21 protein-coding genes are annotated in these 15,362 nt (G+C 64.8%); 11 read left to right on the forward strand and 10 right to left on the reverse strand.

Annotation, left to right across the window (positions count from 1 at the left end):
• Positions 1 to 50 precede the first annotated feature (50 nt).
• From AC6CIE_RS00235 to AC6CIE_RS00245, 3 genes are all read left to right on the forward strand, one after another.
• Positions 51 to 443 (forward strand): phage holin family protein, encoded by a 393-nt coding sequence (locus AC6CIE_RS00235; RefSeq protein WP_175124327.1) that lies wholly within the window; start codon positions 51 to 53, stop codon positions 441 to 443.
• Positions 418 to 1,008, forward strand: a complete 591-nt coding sequence (locus AC6CIE_RS00240; protein WP_498090727.1) for an ATP synthase subunit epsilon domain-containing protein — start codon at positions 418 to 420, stop codon at positions 1,006 to 1,008. The genes AC6CIE_RS00235 and AC6CIE_RS00240 overlap by 26 nt, the downstream gene beginning before the upstream one ends.
• Positions 1,009 to 1,119: 111 nt before the next feature.
• Positions 1,120 to 1,707 carry a TetR/AcrR family transcriptional regulator gene (locus AC6CIE_RS00245; protein WP_498090728.1) on the forward strand — a complete coding sequence of 196 codons (588 nt, stop codon included), beginning with the start codon at positions 1,120 to 1,122 and terminating at the stop codon, positions 1,705 to 1,707.
• Positions 1,708 to 1,756: 49 nt separating this feature from the next.
• Here the strand turns inward: AC6CIE_RS00245 and AC6CIE_RS00250 are convergent, their stop codons facing one another.
• Positions 1,757 to 2,227 carry a low affinity iron permease family protein gene (locus tag AC6CIE_RS00250; RefSeq protein WP_498090729.1) on the reverse strand — a complete coding sequence of 157 codons (471 nt, stop codon included), beginning with the start codon at positions 2,225 to 2,227 and terminating at the stop codon, positions 1,757 to 1,759.
• Between the two features lie 117 nt (positions 2,228 to 2,344).
• On the opposite strand from AC6CIE_RS00250, the gene AC6CIE_RS00255 reads away from it, so the two are divergent.
• Positions 2,345 to 3,430 (forward strand): calcium:cation antiporter, encoded by a 1,086-nt coding sequence (locus AC6CIE_RS00255; protein ID WP_286936199.1) that lies wholly within the window; start codon positions 2,345 to 2,347, stop codon positions 3,428 to 3,430.
• An 11-nt stretch (positions 3,431 to 3,441) separates the two neighbouring features.
• On the opposite strand, the gene AC6CIE_RS00260 is transcribed toward AC6CIE_RS00255, so the two are convergent.
• From AC6CIE_RS00260 to AC6CIE_RS00280, 5 genes are all read right to left on the reverse strand, one after another.
• Positions 3,442 to 3,750, reverse strand: coding sequence for a hypothetical protein (locus AC6CIE_RS00260; protein WP_175124323.1), 309 nt, complete (start codon positions 3,748 to 3,750; stop codon positions 3,442 to 3,444).
• A 264-nt stretch (positions 3,751 to 4,014) separates the two neighbouring features.
• The gene (gene hdeA / locus AC6CIE_RS00265) at positions 4,015 to 4,314 is read right to left on the reverse strand and encodes an acid-activated periplasmic chaperone HdeA (protein ID WP_056563757.1); all 300 of its coding nucleotides are present in this window, start codon (positions 4,312 to 4,314) and stop codon (positions 4,015 to 4,017) included.
• A gap of 194 nt (positions 4,315 to 4,508) precedes the next feature.
• Entirely contained in the window at positions 4,509 to 5,387 is an 879-nt protein-coding gene (locus AC6CIE_RS00270; protein ID WP_498091533.1) for a ZIP family metal transporter, read from the reverse strand.
• Between the two features lie 354 nt (positions 5,388 to 5,741).
• Entirely contained in the window at positions 5,742 to 5,993 is a 252-nt protein-coding gene (locus AC6CIE_RS00275; protein WP_175124322.1) for a hypothetical protein, read from the reverse strand.
• Positions 5,994 to 6,209: 216 nt separating this feature from the next.
• Complete coding sequence (locus AC6CIE_RS00280) at positions 6,210 to 6,434, reverse strand: CrpP-related protein (RefSeq protein ID WP_175124321.1); 225 nt, start codon at positions 6,432 to 6,434, stop codon at positions 6,210 to 6,212.
• Between the two features lie 457 nt (positions 6,435 to 6,891).
• Between AC6CIE_RS00280 and AC6CIE_RS00285 the strand changes: the two genes are divergently transcribed.
• From AC6CIE_RS00285 to AC6CIE_RS00300, 4 genes are all read left to right on the forward strand, one after another.
• The gene (locus AC6CIE_RS00285; protein WP_175124320.1) at positions 6,892 to 7,149 is read left to right on the forward strand and encodes a DUF1488 family protein; all 258 of its coding nucleotides are present in this window, start codon (positions 6,892 to 6,894) and stop codon (positions 7,147 to 7,149) included.
• A 132-nt stretch (positions 7,150 to 7,281) separates the two neighbouring features.
• Entirely contained in the window at positions 7,282 to 7,845 is a 564-nt protein-coding gene (locus tag AC6CIE_RS00290) for a DUF4142 domain-containing protein (RefSeq protein WP_175124319.1), read from the forward strand.
• Between the two features lie 152 nt (positions 7,846 to 7,997).
• A complete protein-coding gene (locus AC6CIE_RS00295) occupies positions 7,998 to 8,504 on the forward strand; it encodes a YciE/YciF ferroxidase family protein (protein ID WP_498090730.1) in 507 nt (168 codons plus the stop codon).
• 106 nt (positions 8,505 to 8,610) lie between these two features.
• Complete coding sequence (locus tag AC6CIE_RS00300) at positions 8,611 to 8,757, forward strand: hypothetical protein (RefSeq protein WP_175124317.1); 147 nt, start codon at positions 8,611 to 8,613, stop codon at positions 8,755 to 8,757.
• A 28-nt stretch (positions 8,758 to 8,785) separates the two neighbouring features.
• Here AC6CIE_RS00300 and AC6CIE_RS00305 read toward each other — a convergent pair whose 3' ends face one another.
• On the reverse strand, positions 8,786 to 9,010 hold the full coding sequence (locus AC6CIE_RS00305; protein WP_175124316.1) for a hypothetical protein: 225 nt from the start codon (positions 9,008 to 9,010) through the stop codon (positions 8,786 to 8,788).
• Between the two features lie 141 nt (positions 9,011 to 9,151).
• On the opposite strand from AC6CIE_RS00305, the gene AC6CIE_RS00310 reads away from it, so the two are divergent.
• The gene (locus AC6CIE_RS00310) at positions 9,152 to 9,880 is read left to right on the forward strand and encodes an SDR family oxidoreductase (RefSeq protein ID WP_175124315.1); all 729 of its coding nucleotides are present in this window, start codon (positions 9,152 to 9,154) and stop codon (positions 9,878 to 9,880) included.
• Positions 9,881 to 9,902: 22 nt separating this feature from the next.
• The gene (locus AC6CIE_RS00315) at positions 9,903 to 10,142 is read left to right on the forward strand and encodes a hypothetical protein (protein WP_175124314.1); all 240 of its coding nucleotides are present in this window, start codon (positions 9,903 to 9,905) and stop codon (positions 10,140 to 10,142) included.
• A gap of 61 nt (positions 10,143 to 10,203) precedes the next feature.
• On the opposite strand, the gene AC6CIE_RS00320 is transcribed toward AC6CIE_RS00315, so the two are convergent.
• Positions 10,204 to 11,097 carry a manganese catalase family protein gene (locus tag AC6CIE_RS00320; protein ID WP_175124313.1) on the reverse strand — a complete coding sequence of 298 codons (894 nt, stop codon included), beginning with the start codon at positions 11,095 to 11,097 and terminating at the stop codon, positions 10,204 to 10,206.
• Between the two features lie 258 nt (positions 11,098 to 11,355).
• Between AC6CIE_RS00320 and AC6CIE_RS00325 the strand changes: the two genes are divergently transcribed.
• A complete protein-coding gene (locus AC6CIE_RS00325; RefSeq protein WP_498090731.1) occupies positions 11,356 to 11,898 on the forward strand; it encodes an SDR family NAD(P)-dependent oxidoreductase in 543 nt (180 codons plus the stop codon).
• Positions 11,899 to 12,715: 817 nt separating this feature from the next.
• On the opposite strand, the gene AC6CIE_RS00330 is transcribed toward AC6CIE_RS00325, so the two are convergent.
• Positions 12,716 to 13,531, reverse strand: a complete 816-nt coding sequence (locus AC6CIE_RS00330; protein ID WP_498090732.1) for a DUF2243 domain-containing protein — start codon at positions 13,529 to 13,531, stop codon at positions 12,716 to 12,718.
• 32 nt (positions 13,532 to 13,563) lie between these two features.
• Positions 13,564 to 15,360: an ABC transporter ATP-binding protein gene (locus tag AC6CIE_RS00335; RefSeq protein ID WP_498090733.1), complete on the reverse strand. Its 1,797-nt coding sequence runs from the start codon at positions 15,358 to 15,360 to the stop codon at positions 13,564 to 13,566.
• Between the last annotated feature and the right edge of the window lie 2 nt (positions 15,361 to 15,362).

A 15,362-nucleotide genomic window follows, 5' to 3' on the forward strand; every position in this document is an offset into this window, starting at 1 on the left:
ACGGGTATGAGATTTGCTGACATCGCCCGTCATCGCCCCAAGGAGACGCCATGATTTCGGAACGATTGCGCAGATTGCGCCGCATCGCGGCTTTTGCTGCCGAACGCTCGGGGGACTATGTTGAGCTGGTAGGCATCGAACTGTCCCTGTACCGGGCCGCGCTCGTCGCCACGGTGATCAGCAGCGTGGCCCTGGTTTTCTGCGGGCTGGGCACGTTGGGGTTCGTGTCGGTGGCCGCCATCGTGAGCTTCTGGGACACGGAGCATCGCAAACTTGCCGCGTGGCTCGTTGCCGGCGCGTGGTTGCTCATCACGCTCATTTCGCTCGCCATTTCGACACGTAGCGCACCGAAGGGATCGCCCTTTGCGGAGCTGAGCCACCAGGTGCGCCTCGATACCGCTGCTGCACGGAGCCACTATGCCCAAGATGACCACGCTAGCTGACAAGGCGGCCCTTCTGGCCAAGATGGAACGTGACCGCCAGGCGCTCTCCGTTCCCATGGCGCGCAGCGCGCCCCGCAGCAAGGTCGGCGGGGCGTGGGCGCGGACGGCGGCACTGGCCGCGGGAGCTTCGCTCGGATGGCCAAAGTTTATACGGCAGCCCCTGCGCGCGATGGCTGCCGTGGCGCTGCGCGACCGCGTTAACGAGTTGATGGGCCGCATGCAGGTGCGGCGCGTCAGCAATCCATTGCCTGATCCGGACATGGCGCGGCTGGAAAAGATGGTTGAGGAAGTGCGCGCCGCCGCGGTGCGCTCGGCCGATGACGCGGAGATCGAGCGCCTGCGGGCGCAGCTGGACGACCAGGTGAGGCGGCTGCGGACGGCGCGGGCGTTGCAGGCCACGCAGGCCTCGCGCGCGTTGCGGCCTTCGGATCCGTCGAATCTGTCACGTCCGGCGCATGCGCCGATTCCTTCGACCCGGTCGAGTCCGGCGGAGTTGTCGCGGCCGGCGCAACCTTCGGGCAATCTCGAGGCGCCTACCGGCCGGGATGTGTCGGCGATTCCATAGTTGGACACGGACAAGGCGGCGCGGTGGCCGCCTTGACACACAACCGACCAACTAGTAGATTGGCGAGCATTCGCATCGACTTGCCCCCCGCCAATCGGAGTCATTCTGGCCATGAGCCTGGAACTTTCTGCCCGCGCCGCCGAGATCGTCGCGCACACCAAACTGCTGCTCGCCGAAGGCGGCTATCACGGGTTCAGCTATGCCGATGTGTCCGAACGCGTGCGCATCGGCAAACCCAGCATCCATCATCACTTCCCGACGAAGGCCGAACTCGTCCTGACTGTCGTCATCCGCCATCGCGAAGAAGCGCTCGCGGGTCTGGCAGCGCTGGATCAGAACGTGGTAGATCCGGTGGAACGCCTGACCGCCTACACGGACTACTGGGCCAAGTGCATCCGCGAAGGCAGCGCGTCGATTTGCATCTGCGCGATGCTGGCGGCGGAGTCGCCGATGATTCCCCAGGAAGTCGCGACCGAGGTGCGGGCTTATTTCAAAGATTTGACCGCTTGGCTCGCCTCGGTGCTTGAAGCCGGGGCGACGGCAGGGCAGCTCCAATTGCGCGATAGCGCGCAGGTCGAGGCGCAGGCCTTCATGTCCACCGTGCATGGCGCCATGCTGACCGCGCGTGCGTTCAACGATCCGAAGGCGTTTGCCGCGATCACCCAGGCCGCGATCCGGCAAATGGCTGTGCAGGCGTGAAAGCAGCACGACGCGTGCGAAAGTGCGCGCCCGACGGCCCGGTAATGGGTCAATCGCGGCGGCGGCCGCGTGCCCGTTGACGATGCTGTTTGCGGGCGCGGGCCGTCAATGCCGACGCCAAGGCAAGCAGCTTGTCTTCATCCAGACGCTCGGCGTCGACCAGTTGCTCGTCGGCCCCCTTGACCGCAATCAGCAGCTCGTCCAGTTTCAGATGCAGCGCCTCGCTGTCCTTGTTCTGGCTTTGCTGAATCAGGAAAACCATCAGGAAGGTGATGATGGTGGTGCCGGTGTTGATGACCAGTTGCCAGGTCTCAGAAAAGCCGAACGCGGGCCCCGAGATCGCCCATACCACCACCGCGATGAGCGCGATGCCGAAAGCGACGGGTGAGCCCGCCCATTTGGTCACAAGCGACGCGAAGCGGTCAAAAAAATGGGAAACCGGATTGGGTTTGCCGGTCTTCCGGGGTCGTGGTTGCGGCCTGGATCTCGTTTGCCGCATTGCTGCGTTCCTTTTCGGCATGGCGCTCCATCCATACATGCACGGACCCCATGGACAGCAAGCCGCATGCCCGATTCCGCGCGGCTCGGCTGGAACGGTGCGTGCTAGGCTCTCGATGTTCCGGCCCGCCACGTTGCGATGAAATCCCTACTGCATTCCGAAAAGTTCCTGCTGCTCGCCTGCCTGCTTGCGATCGCGGGGTTCATGATCGACCCGCAACTGGAGGGTCTAGGCCAAGCAGCAAGCCTGGCGGAAACGGCCGTGCTGATCGCGGCGATCCTTGCCGCCTCCCTGAGCGTTGCGCGCCATGCCGAACGCATCGCGCAGAAGCTCGGCGACCCGTACGGCAGCATGATCCTGACGCTGTCAGCGGTGTTGGTGGAAGTGATCGTGCTGGTGATCGTGTCGTCCAAGGCGGGCTCGCCGACGCTGGTTCGCGACAGCATCTATTCGGCGGTCATGCTGGATATCAACGGCATTCTTGGCGTGGCCGCCCTGATCGGCGGGTTCAAGCACGGCGAGCAGGCATACAACGACGATTCGGCGCGCACGTACAGCGTGATGATCCTGACCGCCGTTACGGTGTCGATGATCATTCCCGAGTTCGTGCCGCAGCCCAGTTGGCGCGCCTATAGCGCCTTCACCGTGGTGTCGATGCTGCTGATGTACGGCGTGTTTGTGCGCATGCAGACCGGGCCTCACAGCTATTTCTTCAGCTACAGCTATCCCGAAAAAAAGACGCGCACGCCCGTGCCGCCCGGCGGCGGTCCCGGCTGGCGCCAGTCGGCCGCCGTGATGGCGGTCGGCATCGTGGCGGTGGGCGCGCTGGCCGAGCTGATGTCGCATGCGCTGAACCGCAGTCTGGAAGGGATGGATGTGCCGGTCGGGCTGATCGCCCTGGTGGTGGCGGGCATCTCGGCCGCGCCCGAGATGTTGACGGCCTTCCGGGCGGCGCTTGCCAATCGCATGCAGTCGGTGGTCAACATCGCGCTCGGCGCGTCGCTGTCGACCGTGATCCTGACCGTTCCGGCGATGGAGGCCATGGCCCTCTTCACCGGCCAGCGGATCGACATGGCGATGACGCCGCTGCAGACGCTGATGATGCTGGTCACGTTGATCGTGGCGGCCATCAACCTGAATGACGGCCAGACCAACGCTATCGAAGGCCTGACGCACTTTGTGCTGTTTGGCGCGTTCCTGATGCTGCTGACCCTGGGGCTATAGCGACGGAAGGTTTACTCCTTCGGCCCGGACTTCTCCGGCAGCACGGCCGGCGTGTCGTCGGCCGGCTTGAACATGCCGCCTTCCACGTCCGGCTGCGGCGCGGAATTGCCATCAATGGCCTGTTGCTCCACTGACGCATCTTGCCGGGCGCGCTCCCGGTCGTTGGCCTTGGCGAGATCCTTCTGCACACGATCCGCGATATCGACCTGGTCTTCGGTCGACGGGTCGGGGGCGGGATTGCCGTCTGCGGTCGTGGCGGCACGCGCCGGATCGTGGGCGTCTGCGGCCGTATCGCGGCCGCCGGGATGGATGGCGTTCATGGTGTTCTCCTTGAAAACGCATTCCGGCTGCAAGCCGCGTGCCTATCCGCGCGCCGACGCCAGTACCGGCTCGGCCGCTTCGTCACCTTGGGGCGCGTTGATGGGGACGATGCTACGCATGCTGCATGCGCTAGTCGGTTCTGGACCGTCTGCATCGCGAGGGCGACCGCGACACCGCCGATGGGCAGCGCGGGGGAAAAGCGTGAGGGAACGGGGGATTCAGCCAAATCCCCCGGAGCGCAGGCTCCAGGGGAGCGCGAACAATTATTTCTTCAGACCCGCCAGGGCGTCGCGCAGCATCTGTTTGGGGTTTTCGTTGCACTGCTTGACGAGCATCGGCGTGCGGGTGCTGATGCCCTCGACGTCAAGCACGGCCTCTTCGGGCTTGCCCTTGTTGTTAAGCGCTTCTGCATAGCTGACGACGACGGGGCGATAGGTCTCTTGGACGCCTAGGAAATCCTGGCATTGCCATAGCGCGAGAGGCTTTTTCGCATCAGCTGCCTGGCCGGTGACCGCGAAGGTCATTGAGCCAATAAGACCAATCATCAGTAGGTGCTTCTTCATATTCGAGCTCCTGGGGGTTGGCTTGCAGACGAAACGGCTTACTGAGAAACGGACAAAAACGGCCTATACAAAAAACGTGAGCGCGAGGCTCACCGGCCTAAATTACTGAAAACGGATGAGCGTCGTCAACGCACATTGCACCAAAGGGCGGAATGACGCGTGTATACCGGTTAAGCCGTATCGCTGGCCTGACGTCACTGCAGGGCCGTGTCCAGCACCATCATCAATACAAATCCCAGCATCAGACCGCAGGTGGCGGGGACTTCGTGACCTTTCCGATGGGTCTCGGGGATGATTTCGTGGCTGATGACGAACAGCATGGCGCCCGCGGCAAAGCCCAACCCCCACGGCAGCAACGACGCCGACCAGCCGACGATGGTTGCACCCAGCACTGCGCCAAGCGGTTCCACCAGGCCGGAGGCCATGCCGAATCCCACCGCGAACGCGCGCCGATACCCGGCGGCCAGCAGCGCGATGGCCACCACCAGGCCTTCGGGCACATCCTGAATCGAGATCCCCAAGGCCAGCGAGCCGGCCTGCACGGGGTCTGCTCCGGCATAACCGACGCCGATCGCCAGGCCTTCGGGAAAGTTGTGCAGCGTGATCGCAAACACGAACAGCCACGTTCGCCGCAGGTTGCGGGCAGGCTTGCCTTCCTTGCCCTTGATGAAGTGCTCGTGCGGCAAGACGCGGTCCAGAATCAGCAGCGCCGACGCGCCGAGCAGGATGGCGCCGGCCATGGAGAGTCCGGCGCTCCATGGCCCTCTGCCGAGCTCGCGGGCGGCGTCCAGGCCCGGAATGATGAGAGAAAAGGCGCAGGCGGCCAGCATGATGCCGGCGCCGAATCCCAGCAACGTGTCCTGGACCCGTTCGGGCACCCGTTGCGAAAAGGCCACCGGCAACGCGCCCAGCGCGGTGGCGCCAGCGGCAAGCAAGCCGCCCAGCAGCGCTGCACCCACCGCCGGATGCGAGGCGTCCAGGTAACGCCACAGCGCGAAGACGCCGAACGCGCTGAGTGCGAGCAGACAGGTTCCAAGCAGGCCCTTCAGCGTGGACGCGCGCGGATCCGCCAGGGTTTGGCCGTCCTGCACGGCGGGGCGGGGCACTTAACGCGATCCCGGAAAGCGTCGCGACGTCAGCGGCCAAGATGGCCATGCGTATGCCGTAAGCGCTGAATCCTTTTGCGTGCGGTGGCGCGGCCGTTTCATGATGCTCCTCGGTTTGAAGGGCCGGCGCCTCGTTGCTGGGCTGCCGGCCATGTCGTGCTGTGGTTCTGCGGTGGTGCGATAGCGCATTGACACTACAGGACCGTGACGCCAGAGCAATGCGCGTGCCCGGACCCGCGGCGGGGGCGGGGTCAACGAAAAAAGAGCGCCCGAGGGCGCTCCAGAAGACTTAAGCGCGCAATGCGCCGGGTCTTGCAAAGATCAGGTCAGGCAGAACTGCGGGACGCCGCTGGCGTCGACGCGCCGGATGCCCTTGAGGATCCATTTGGCGTGACGCTCGGCCTCGTGCTGCGCCGAGAAAAGCTTGCCGCTCGGGATGGGCCAGACGGCCTTCCCGTCGTGTTCGCCGTCACGCCGGGTCGTGACGTCGAGCCGATACTTGCCGCTCGGCAACTCAATGACATCGCAGTGGACTTTGAATCCATCTACGCAAATACCCTTTTCAGTATTCATCGTGCGCTCCAGAGCGTGGTGTTCGGAAAATTTCCTGCCCGGGATTTTCCAAAAACTGCCTCCGCGCGGGTGCAACAAAGTGCAAGAATTCCCGACCAAGGCCCGCAAGCGAATTTGTTCGTGAAAACGCGCCGCCAAATGCCCGCCGGTTCTCCAAATGAATCGGGCCCTGGACGATGCCCAGGGCCCTGGCGGGATACGCACCGCAGGCAGTGACTACCTGCGGGTGATCGTGAAGGGGGATGACGGCGCGCGGCCGACGACGCGAGATCTGACGCCGTCTTTCCAGCCGGCTTTCCACATCTCGACGCGGCTGCGCCATTCATGGACTGATTCGCCGGTCTGCGCAGGCATGGCTGCGGAGCGAAGGTAGGGGCAATCCAAAAGGGTCAACCCTTGGCGCGCGGCGTCTGCTCCCAACTTCTGGATATCCACTTGCATGGCAACTCTCCCAAAAGATGCGAGCAGCTAGTGTGCCGATGGCACTGCGCTCGCGCAACGGAGGGCGTGTAACGCTGCGTTTCCTTGTTACATCGCCGTAAAACACGCTATTTCTGCCGCAAAAAAGCGCCCCGCGCGATGCGGGGCGAAGACTCACGGTCCAACAAAACGCAAAGGTCACAGCGACGTGGCGAGGCCGTGCCAGCCACCGGACTCCCCAACCAGAGACCGGTAACCCTGCCGCTGTGACTCCCGGATCGCCGCAACTATTGTTCCCGTCGCGCGTGGCGGAAAGATGACGGCGCGTCGCGCGTGCTGATGCGCATGCACTGCTGCGATTTCTACACGATCGGAAGATTTGACTTGCGCGGTGTGGCGGAACACGACTTGCTGCCTTTGCCGCAAGCGCTCCGCACCGCGGCGCGTCTCCGACAACCACTCGCGAGGAGGGACCGAAATGAAATTCACCAAAGCGACCAACGCGAAAGCACAAGGCGATGCCATCGTATTCGAGATGGAAACGGCCGGTGTGACGCGGCAGTTCGAGATATCGGGCGATGTGCTGCGGCAGCGGTTCGGCGCCGCCGATGACACCGCGCCGGAATTGCTGCGTGCATTCGAAAGCGGCGCCGATGCGTTGCGCGAACTGGCGCACCGCACGCAGTGGGTGCCGACCGACGGTCCTATCCAGGTGGGCGAGGGCGATTTTGGCTAATGGCGAACGCGGACGCGTCGCTGGCAGGCCGCGCTTCGCGGCGCGGACGGGCATGACGTTTGCTGGATGTTCCTTGTTCGCCGGGCGGCATCAGGCCGACAGCCGGCGACTTATTTTCTACTGGAGGTCCGAATGAAAAACCGTCTTTTGAAAGCAGGGCTTGGCGCTGCAATTGTCCTCGGCATGAGTTCGGTTGCGCTTGCGCAAACCCCGGCGGCCCCTGGCGCCCAGGTGCCCGCTGCAACGAACAAGCTCGATAGCGAGGCTCGCGGCTTTTTGACAGACGCCGCGGAGTCCGGCCATCTCGAGGTTGCCGGCAGCAAGATGGCGCTGGAAAAGTCGCAGAACGCCGAGGTCAAGCAATTTGCGCAGAAGATGATCGACGATCACACCAAGGTGGCCCAGCAGCTCGAGGCCTTGGCCAAGAGCAAGGGCTTTGAGCCGCCCAAGGATCCTTCGATGATGCAGACGGCCAAGCTCAAGGCCTTGGGACTGCGTGACGAAGGCTTCGACAAGGCGTACGCCGACGAGATCGGCGTGGACGCGCACGAGGACGCGGTCAAGCTGTTTGAGAAGGCTTCGAAGGAAGTGAAGGACCCGGAGGTCAAGCAGTTCGCGATCGAAACGCTGCCCAGCCTGCAGCAGCACTTGCAGGCCGCAAAGACCTTGCAGCAAAGCGTGTCGGCCAAGAAGTAAATGCGTTGAGACGTGCCGGTGTCCCCACCGGCGACTGATGGATCAAGCGGGCCTGCCCGTTCGCTATTTCGGTAAGACTCACCGGCATGCGTCTTGCTGTTTACCGCACGGGCAAGGCCCGCTTCCCCATCGATCCACACACAGGAGTGATCATGAGCCAGAAGACATTGAAGGACCTGTTTATTCACGAGCTATCGGATGTGTACAGCGCCGAAAAGCAACTGACGCGCGCCCTGCCGAAGATGGCACGCGCCGCTACTGACCCCACGTTGGCCGAAGCCTTCAACACGCACCTTGAAGAGACGCGCGGACAGATCGAACGCATCGACAAGATCGTCGAAGGCGCGGATTTCAGGCTGAAGCGGATCAAGTGCGCCGCCATGGAAGGCCTGGTGGAAGAAGGCAAAGACGTCATCGAAGACGTTGAGGAAGGCCCGGTGCGCGATGCTGCGTTGATCGCTGCGGCGCAGAAGGTCGAGCATTACGAGATCGCCAGCTACGGCACGCTTTGCACCTTCGCCAAGCAACTGGGCGAGACCGAAGCACTGAAGCTGTTGAAGGAAACGTTGGCCGAAGAAAAGGCCACCGACGAGAAGCTGAGCATGCTGGCGCTGCAGCAGACCAATGCTGAAGCGGCCCAGGCGGGCAAGGCAAAGTAATTGCAACCTGCATGAAGCGGGTGACGATGCTGATGCGGCCCTGTGTCCTCGCGGCGCAGGGCCGTCATCGCCTCACCAGCGGGGCGTGGGGATCCGGGAGCGCATCATGAAACCTGTTGACGATACTTCCAGCCGCGCCCGCCCGGCGCGGCGCGGCGCCAGGACTGGCCGGGGACCGTGGCTGATGCTGGCCGTCTGGATTGGCGCCGTGGCCGTGCTGTTCATCGTTGGGCTGTTGATTCGCGGGATATAGCTGCGCTGCTTGATCCGGTCCGAGCGCACTAGGAGCACAGTCGCGATGCCACCATCGTGACGATCGTGCCGTCGGGCAGCTTGTAATGTCCGTCTCCCTGCCATGTCACGAGCTGCCCGTCAGGCAGGCAGCAATAAGAACTGGCCTTCGCATCTCCTTGGGGCTGCGAGCAATATCTGTCGATCCGGTAGGTGGTGCCATCGGCGGCGGCTGCCACCACCTCCATCACACGCTTATATGCGGGGTTCGCCATGTGTGCCTCCTGTTCGCCATTCGGGGTATTGGTGCATGCGGGCTTTGCGTGGTCAATACGCATCGCAGCATCCGGGACTCGTGCGCAGGGATCGGCGATCGTCGGACAGCCGCACGCATCGCGGCTTAATGGAGCGCAACCATGCATGAATTTGAGAGTCTGGACGGACGGGTAATCCTTGTGACCGGCGGCGGCAGCGGATTGGGTGCGGCGCTGTGCGAGCAGCTTGCGGCCGAAGGCGCCCGTATCGCGGTCAGCGACATCGACGAGCAGCGTGCCAATGCTGTCGCGGGCAAGCTGAAAGAAGGCGGCGCGGACGTCATGGCCTGCGTCATGGACGTGGGCGTGGCGGCCGACGTCGCCGAGTGCATGGACGCGGTCGTGCGGCAGTTCGGCAAGCTGGACGCGATCGTGAACAGCGCCGGCGTCGATGTCACCGCATCCATCGACCAACTCGATCCCGACGTCTGGGAGCGCGTGCTGCGCACGAATCTGACGGGACCGTTCCTGATGGCAAAGCTGGGCAAGAACCGCCTCAGCCCCGGCGGCCATATCGTGAACGTGGCTTCTACCGCAGCGCGGCGTGCGTGGCCCAACGCCAGTGCCTACCACGCCAGCAAGTGGGGATTGCTAGGCCTGTCGCATGCCCTGCATGCTGAATTGCGCGGAATGGGTATCAAGGTCAGCGCCGTCATCGCCGGCGGCATGCGCACGCCGTTCCTCCTGGACCGGCTTCCGGATATCGATACGAGCACGCTGCAGGATCCCGCCAACGTCGCGCGTGCGGTGCGCTTCGTATTGACGCAACCGCCGGAAACCGTGGTGCCCGAGGTGATGGTGTTGCCGATGCAGGAAACGTCCTGGCCCTGAACACACCCCAAGGAGATGACCCATGAGCACGAAGCCCCATTCCCATCAGGACGACCCCGCCGACGCGGACCGCAAGCCGGTGCCGCCCGGCGAGCGCACGCTCTCGGACCGCCCGGCCGATCCGAACCGCACGGGCGCGGGCCGCCAGTTTCCGCCCGGCATGGACCCTGCGGACGTGTGGGACCCGGGAAGCGCCACGCCGGACGCCCCGCCCGTGGACAACCGGTCCGGACAAGGTCAGCCGCCCGACCGCAAAAAATGAAAGCCCGCCCGGCCGAAAGGGCGGGGCGGGCAAGGGATGCGCCGGGCTGCGGCGCGTCGCGTTACGGCTGCTTCAGTTCGTCGGCCGCATTCACCTGCCCGAGCTCCGTACCCGTCACCGGGTCGCTGCTCGGGTCCGACGCCGTGCGGGCCGCCATGGCCTGCAGGGCCAGCACTTCGTCTTCGGTCAGGTTCACATTGGGCATGCCGTCGCCGTCGATGGCGCCCTGTTCTTCGCGGTCCGAGATGTACTCGAAGTTGGCGTCGCTGTTCCACGGGCCGCGGGTGTCGCCGTCGCCCTGCGACATGTTGAAGTACACCGAGGCAAAGCGCGGGTCGCCGGGCAGCTTCCCGGGCGGGAAGTTTGGCTCGATCGAATACAGGGCCTTTTCGAAAGAGCGCTGGTGCGACACTTCACGGGTCATGAGGAAGCCCAGCGCGTCTTTGACGCCCGGATCATCGGTGGCGTTGATGAGGCGCTCGTAGATGATCTTGGCGCGTGCCTCGGCGGCGATGTTGGACCGCAGGTCCGCCGACGGATCGCCGATGGTGTCGATGTAGCCGGCATTCCAGAGCTGGCCGCCCGAATTGATCAATGCCGGACCGCCGCCATACAGCACCTGCGTGACGTGCGAGTCGTTGCCCGGGCCGTTCAGACGCCGGTAGATCTCGGCTTCGGATTCCGTGGCTTCGGCCAGTACGCCTTTGGCGCCTTTGTTCAGCATGGCGACGAGCGTGCCGATGACTTCCAGATGGCTCAGTTCTTCCGTGGCGATGTCGAGCAGCATGTCCTTGCGGCCCGGGTCGTCTTCGGCCAGCGCCTGCGTGAAATAGCGACAGGCCGCCGCCAGTTCGCCCTGCGGGCCGCCAAACTGTTCCAGCAACAGATTGGCAAGACCGGGGTTGGTCTCGCTGACACGTACCGTGTATTGCAGTCGCTTGTTGTGTGCAAACATAACGTTCTCCTGATACCCGGCGCTCTGCCGGGATGCGTGTGCGCGGCGCGTTTGGACGTGTGCCGCAGGGTGTGTGCTCCGTGGTTGGATCTGTCCTCTTGCAAGCCGCGGACAGCGAACCGATGCCGCAACAAATGTTCCTGACGGCCAGGCTTTCTCGCGATCACGCTTGCTTGAAGACCATCAGATAAAAGATCGCCAGGAAAGCCACGAAAGCGATCGCACCGAGCGCGACCCGCCAGCCGAACCAGCGCGGGAATGTTGCCGGCAACAGGGTTCCGCATGGTCCGCTGCGGCGGCTGCAGCACGGCGGCCGTTGCGTTGAAGCGCGAGTCGGCCACTACCACCAGGCGTCTTGCGACGGCGATTACCAACGCTGCCAGCATCGGTAAATTTTTCGACAACGGTCCGGATGGGTGCATCGAGAATTCGGGCAGCCAAATGATGGATGCGGACGGGGTGGCGTTTGGGGCGCGTTTCAGGAATGGGGATTGCTGGCCCGATCCGCTGCGCGGTTTTCGCGTTAGGAAGCGGGAGCACTCAATGAAATTGAAACTGAAACCGCTACGTGAGCAGGTGATGGTGATTACGGGCGCGAGCAGCGGCATCGGCGCGGCGACAGCGAAGATGGCGGCTGAACGCGGGGCGAAGGTGGTGTTGGTGGGACGCCAGGAAAACAGGCTGAACAGCGTGCTGAACGATATCGTGCGCGGCGCCGGTGTCGGTGACGCTGATCAAGCCGGCTTCGATCGCTACCGGCTTTACTTCGCACGCGCGCAACTATATGGACGTTCAGCCTAGCCTCCCAGCGCCGGTTTACGCGCCTGAGGCGGTGGCTGATGCGATTCTGCACGCGGCGGAGCATCCGACGCGGGATTTGTACGTGGGGAGCGCGTCGCGGGCTATTTCTACGCTGGGTCAGAATATGCCGGGGCTGGCGGACCGTATGGCTGGATGGCTGTTTCGGCAGCAGCGCGGTGGCGCGGTGGCTGACGGCGGATCTGATTCGCTGTATGAAGGCGGCGGGTCGCATTCCGCCGAGCAGCAGGTTGGCCGTCGGAGTATGTACACCAAGATGGCGCTGAATCAGCCTCGCGGTACGGTTGTTGCTGCGGCGGTGGTGATTGGCGGGGCGGCTTGTTGGTTGCTGCGGTCGCGGCGTTGAGCGCTCGGCTTCGTTCTTGGGACGTCATGCTTGGTTCTTTTGACGCCCGGCGCGTCGTCGGCCTGGGGCGCGCGGGGCTACGATTGCGGTCCGGAGCCTTCGCTCCGGACTGCCCCGTCGTCATCGTCGTTGTCGCCTTCGGCGACTGCCTTCCGATTCCCTCGGGCGCATCTACACGCCCCGCGCGCCCCAGGCCGACGCCACGCCGGGCTCCAATGGCTTGAGCTTGGCGGGCGCTGGGGTGGGTGGAGTTCTTGAGGTTCTTGGCTGCGTTCGTGTGGGTATGGAGCGTCTTTCGGGGCCCGTCCCACGACGGCCGCGCGGGCGGCCTGGTGGGACTTACGCGGTGTCTTGCGTTTGGCGATGACGCTTCGCGCCTGCGGGGGCGTGCGCTGTTCTCCGAACCGCAGATCGTTTTGCTGGGTGTCTGACGGCGGCGCAGGAAAGCGCACGTCAACTCGTGATGCCTGCCTTCAGCCACGCCGAACAACCGGCCGGTGCCACCGAGCCGCTGACGTACATCGCGCCGGCCGCAAACAACCGCAGCTTCTCCGCCGTCGGAATCGCGGTCATCACCCACACGGATCCCTGCGAATCTGACCACACGACGCGCGCATCGGTATCGGCCAGCGCCTGAAACATCGCCCCGGGCGATGCGCCGGGCCGCAGTGCGATGACGGTGGTGTTGGCGTCCGCGCGCAAGGGAAAAAGGTTCATCAGCCCGCCGGTCAGCACGCCTGCAACCAGCAAGCTGGCAAACGTCTTGCTCGTGCGTCCTGTGGGCGGCGGACGGCGATGGTTGCGTGTGCGCCAGCCGTACAGCAGCGGCAGCACGCCAAATACGACAAACCAGGCCAAGTCCCACACCAGCGGATTCTCCGCGTCCATCTTGATGCGATGGATGCCGGTGATCCAGTGCGAGAGCAGCGCGTCGATGATGTGCCAGGCGCCGAAGCCGATCCAGAAGTGGCCCCATCGCGGACGGAGCGCGGGGCCGGTCGTGGCGGCGGAGCGGGCGCGGTATAGCTCGATCAAGCCCGCGGCTGCGATGACGTACATGATGGCGTGGAAGATGCCGTCGGCGGCGACCTGGGCGGTCAGGCTGCCCAGGGGGCCGACCTGTATGTTGGAGAGCAGGTGATGCCATTGCAGGATCTGGTGCAGCAGGATGCCGTCGAAAAAGCCGCCCATGGCGAAGCCCAGCAGGAAGCTGGCGCGGCGCAGGCGGCGGGGGACGGTCGGATCTTCCGGAGGGCGGACGAGTTCCATTGGGGCTCCTGGATTAGTGGGTGAAGGTTCGGTCAGGCGGTGGCGGGGACCGGGTGGATGCCGTCCTGGCCGCTGCGGCGGTCGTGGCCGGCTTGCAGGTCCCAGAGTGCGCGCAGGGGGCCGCGGGCGGCTAGGAGTTCGTCCAGGGAGCCGTCTTCGACGATGCGGCCGGCGTCTACGACGACGATGCGGTCGTAGCGGGTCAGGGATGACAGCCGGTGGGCGACGGCGACGACGGTGCGGCTGCGCATGAGTTCGGCCAGGGCGTCCTTGATGAGCTGTTCGGAGTAGCTGTCCAGCGCGGAGGTGGCTTCGTCGAGCAGCAGGATGGGTGCGTCTTTGAGGAAGGCGCGGGCGATGCCGATGCGCTGGCGTTCGCCGCCGGATAGCAGGGCGCCGCGTTCGCCGACGATGGTGGCGTAGCCGTCGGGCAGGCGCCGGATGAAGGTGTCGCAATGGGCCTGGCGCGCGGCGGTGATGACGTCTTCTTCGGTGGCGTCGGGCCGGCCGTAGCGGATGTTTTCCATGATGGTCCGGCGAAACAGACTGACGTCTTGCGGCACGACGGAGATGGCGTCTTTCAGGCTTGCTAGCGTGACCTCGCGGATGTCCTGGCCGCCGATCAGGATGCGGCCCTGTTGCGGTTCGTCGGCGCGCTGCAATAGCGAGAGCAGGGTCGATTTGCCGGCGCCGGAGGCGCCGACCAGGCCTACTTTCATGCCGGGGCGGATGGATAGGGTGATGCCGCGCAGCGCATGGCAGCCGTCGGGGTAGGTGTATTGGACGCCTTCGAAGGCGATGGCGCCGGCGGGATCGCGCAGCGTTTGGGCGTTCTGTACATCGGGCACGGAGTGTGGCCGTCCGACCAGACGCAGCATCTCGGCGATGACGCCGAACTGCTGCGCGGTGCCGACGAGCGCGAGCGCGAGGTCGCGCGAGCCATGCAGGATGCGGAAGGTGAGCGCGCTGACGACGACGACGTCGCCGGGGCTGGCTTGGCCCTGTTCCCAGGCGCGCAGCACCCAGAGCAGCATGCCGCCGGCCACGAGCCACAGGCAGGCGTCATGGATGACGCGTGCCTTTTCGACGTACATCCAGCTTCGGCGTTGGGCGCGGGCTTCTTCGCCGAGCGCCTTTTCAAGGCGTGCACGCTCGCGCGCCTGGGCGGAGAAGGCCTGCACGGCCCAGATGTTGGAGATGGCGTCGACGATTTCTCCGCCGACGTGGGCGGCCTGCTCGCCGTACTGCTGGTGCAGGCTGCGCCCGCGCGCGCCGAAGGAGATGATGATGGCGGCCAGCACGAGGACGAAGCCGAGCAGGGCGGCGGCCATGCGCCAGTCGACCATGCTGAGCACGACGACGGCGCCCAGGAAGTCGACGCAGGGCGGCACGATGCTCCAGACCATGGCGCCGTAGATGGCGCCGGCGGCGCTTGCGGTGGACGAGATGCGGTTGGCGAGGGCGCCGGAGTGGTGCTGGCGGAAGTAGCGGGTGGAATGGTGGCTCAGGTGCTCGAAGACCTCGACCCGCAGCGCCGCGCAGGCGGCCACGATGTTGCGGCAACCCAGCCATCCGCCGCAGCGCCATAGTGCGGCTTCAATGGCGATGACGGCGAGGAACAGGCCGAGCGCCCACCACACCTGCACGGATGCGTCTGCGCCCAGGGCCATGGCGTCGACGATGAGCTTCATGGCGTACTGAACCGTCACCGAGCACACCCCGGCCAGGACGACGATCAACCCCAGCAAGCCGAACGCCCAGGGCCGCTGGCGGACGTACCGCCAGAGAAAGGCCGTGGGATGGGTGGGGAGGGCGGGCAGGTCTGGCATGG

Source organism: Achromobacter sp. GQ309 (genome assembly GCF_059759315.1).

What these genes read in the sequence shown, in the direction of transcription:
- AC6CIE_RS00235 (WP_175124327.1), top strand. Translation starts at nt 51, where the DNA reads ATGATTTCGGAACGATTGCGCAGATTGCGCCGCATCGCGGCTTTTGCT.
- AC6CIE_RS00240 (WP_498090727.1), top strand. Translation starts at nt 418, where the DNA reads ATGCCCAAGATGACCACGCTAGCTGACAAGGCGGCCCTTCTGGCCAAG.
- AC6CIE_RS00245 (WP_498090728.1), top strand. Translation starts at nt 1,120, where the DNA reads ATGAGCCTGGAACTTTCTGCCCGCGCCGCCGAGATCGTCGCGCACACC.
- AC6CIE_RS00250 (WP_498090729.1), bottom strand. Translation starts at nt 2,227, where the DNA reads ATGCCGAAAAGGAACGCAGCAATGCGGCAAACGAGATCCAGGCCGCAA.
- AC6CIE_RS00255 (WP_286936199.1), top strand. Translation starts at nt 2,345, where the DNA reads ATGAAATCCCTACTGCATTCCGAAAAGTTCCTGCTGCTCGCCTGCCTG.
- AC6CIE_RS00260 (WP_175124323.1), bottom strand. Translation starts at nt 3,750, where the DNA reads ATGAACGCCATCCATCCCGGCGGCCGCGATACGGCCGCAGACGCCCAC.
- hdeA (WP_056563757.1), bottom strand. Translation starts at nt 4,314, where the DNA reads ATGAAGAAGCACCTACTGATGATTGGTCTTATTGGCTCAATGACCTTC.
- AC6CIE_RS00275 (WP_175124322.1), bottom strand. Translation starts at nt 5,993, where the DNA reads ATGAATACTGAAAAGGGTATTTGCGTAGATGGATTCAAAGTCCACTGC.
- AC6CIE_RS00280 (WP_175124321.1), bottom strand. Translation starts at nt 6,434, where the DNA reads ATGCAAGTGGATATCCAGAAGTTGGGAGCAGACGCCGCGCGCCAAGGG.
- AC6CIE_RS00285 (WP_175124320.1), top strand. Translation starts at nt 6,892, where the DNA reads ATGAAATTCACCAAAGCGACCAACGCGAAAGCACAAGGCGATGCCATC.
- AC6CIE_RS00290 (WP_175124319.1), top strand. Translation starts at nt 7,282, where the DNA reads ATGAAAAACCGTCTTTTGAAAGCAGGGCTTGGCGCTGCAATTGTCCTC.
- AC6CIE_RS00295 (WP_498090730.1), top strand. Translation starts at nt 7,998, where the DNA reads ATGAGCCAGAAGACATTGAAGGACCTGTTTATTCACGAGCTATCGGAT.
- AC6CIE_RS00300 (WP_175124317.1), top strand. Translation starts at nt 8,611, where the DNA reads ATGAAACCTGTTGACGATACTTCCAGCCGCGCCCGCCCGGCGCGGCGC.
- AC6CIE_RS00305 (WP_175124316.1), bottom strand. Translation starts at nt 9,010, where the DNA reads ATGGCGAACCCCGCATATAAGCGTGTGATGGAGGTGGTGGCAGCCGCC.
- AC6CIE_RS00310 (WP_175124315.1), top strand. Translation starts at nt 9,152, where the DNA reads ATGCATGAATTTGAGAGTCTGGACGGACGGGTAATCCTTGTGACCGGC.
- AC6CIE_RS00315 (WP_175124314.1), top strand. Translation starts at nt 9,903, where the DNA reads ATGAGCACGAAGCCCCATTCCCATCAGGACGACCCCGCCGACGCGGAC.
- AC6CIE_RS00320 (WP_175124313.1), bottom strand. Translation starts at nt 11,097, where the DNA reads ATGTTTGCACACAACAAGCGACTGCAATACACGGTACGTGTCAGCGAG.
- AC6CIE_RS00325 (WP_498090731.1), top strand. Translation starts at nt 11,356, where the DNA reads ATGTTGCCGGCAACAGGGTTCCGCATGGTCCGCTGCGGCGGCTGCAGC.
- AC6CIE_RS00330 (WP_498090732.1), bottom strand. Translation starts at nt 13,531, where the DNA reads ATGGAACTCGTCCGCCCTCCGGAAGATCCGACCGTCCCCCGCCGCCTG.
- AC6CIE_RS00335 (WP_498090733.1), bottom strand. Translation starts at nt 15,360, where the DNA reads ATGCCAGACCTGCCCGCCCTCCCCACCCATCCCACGGCCTTTCTCTGG.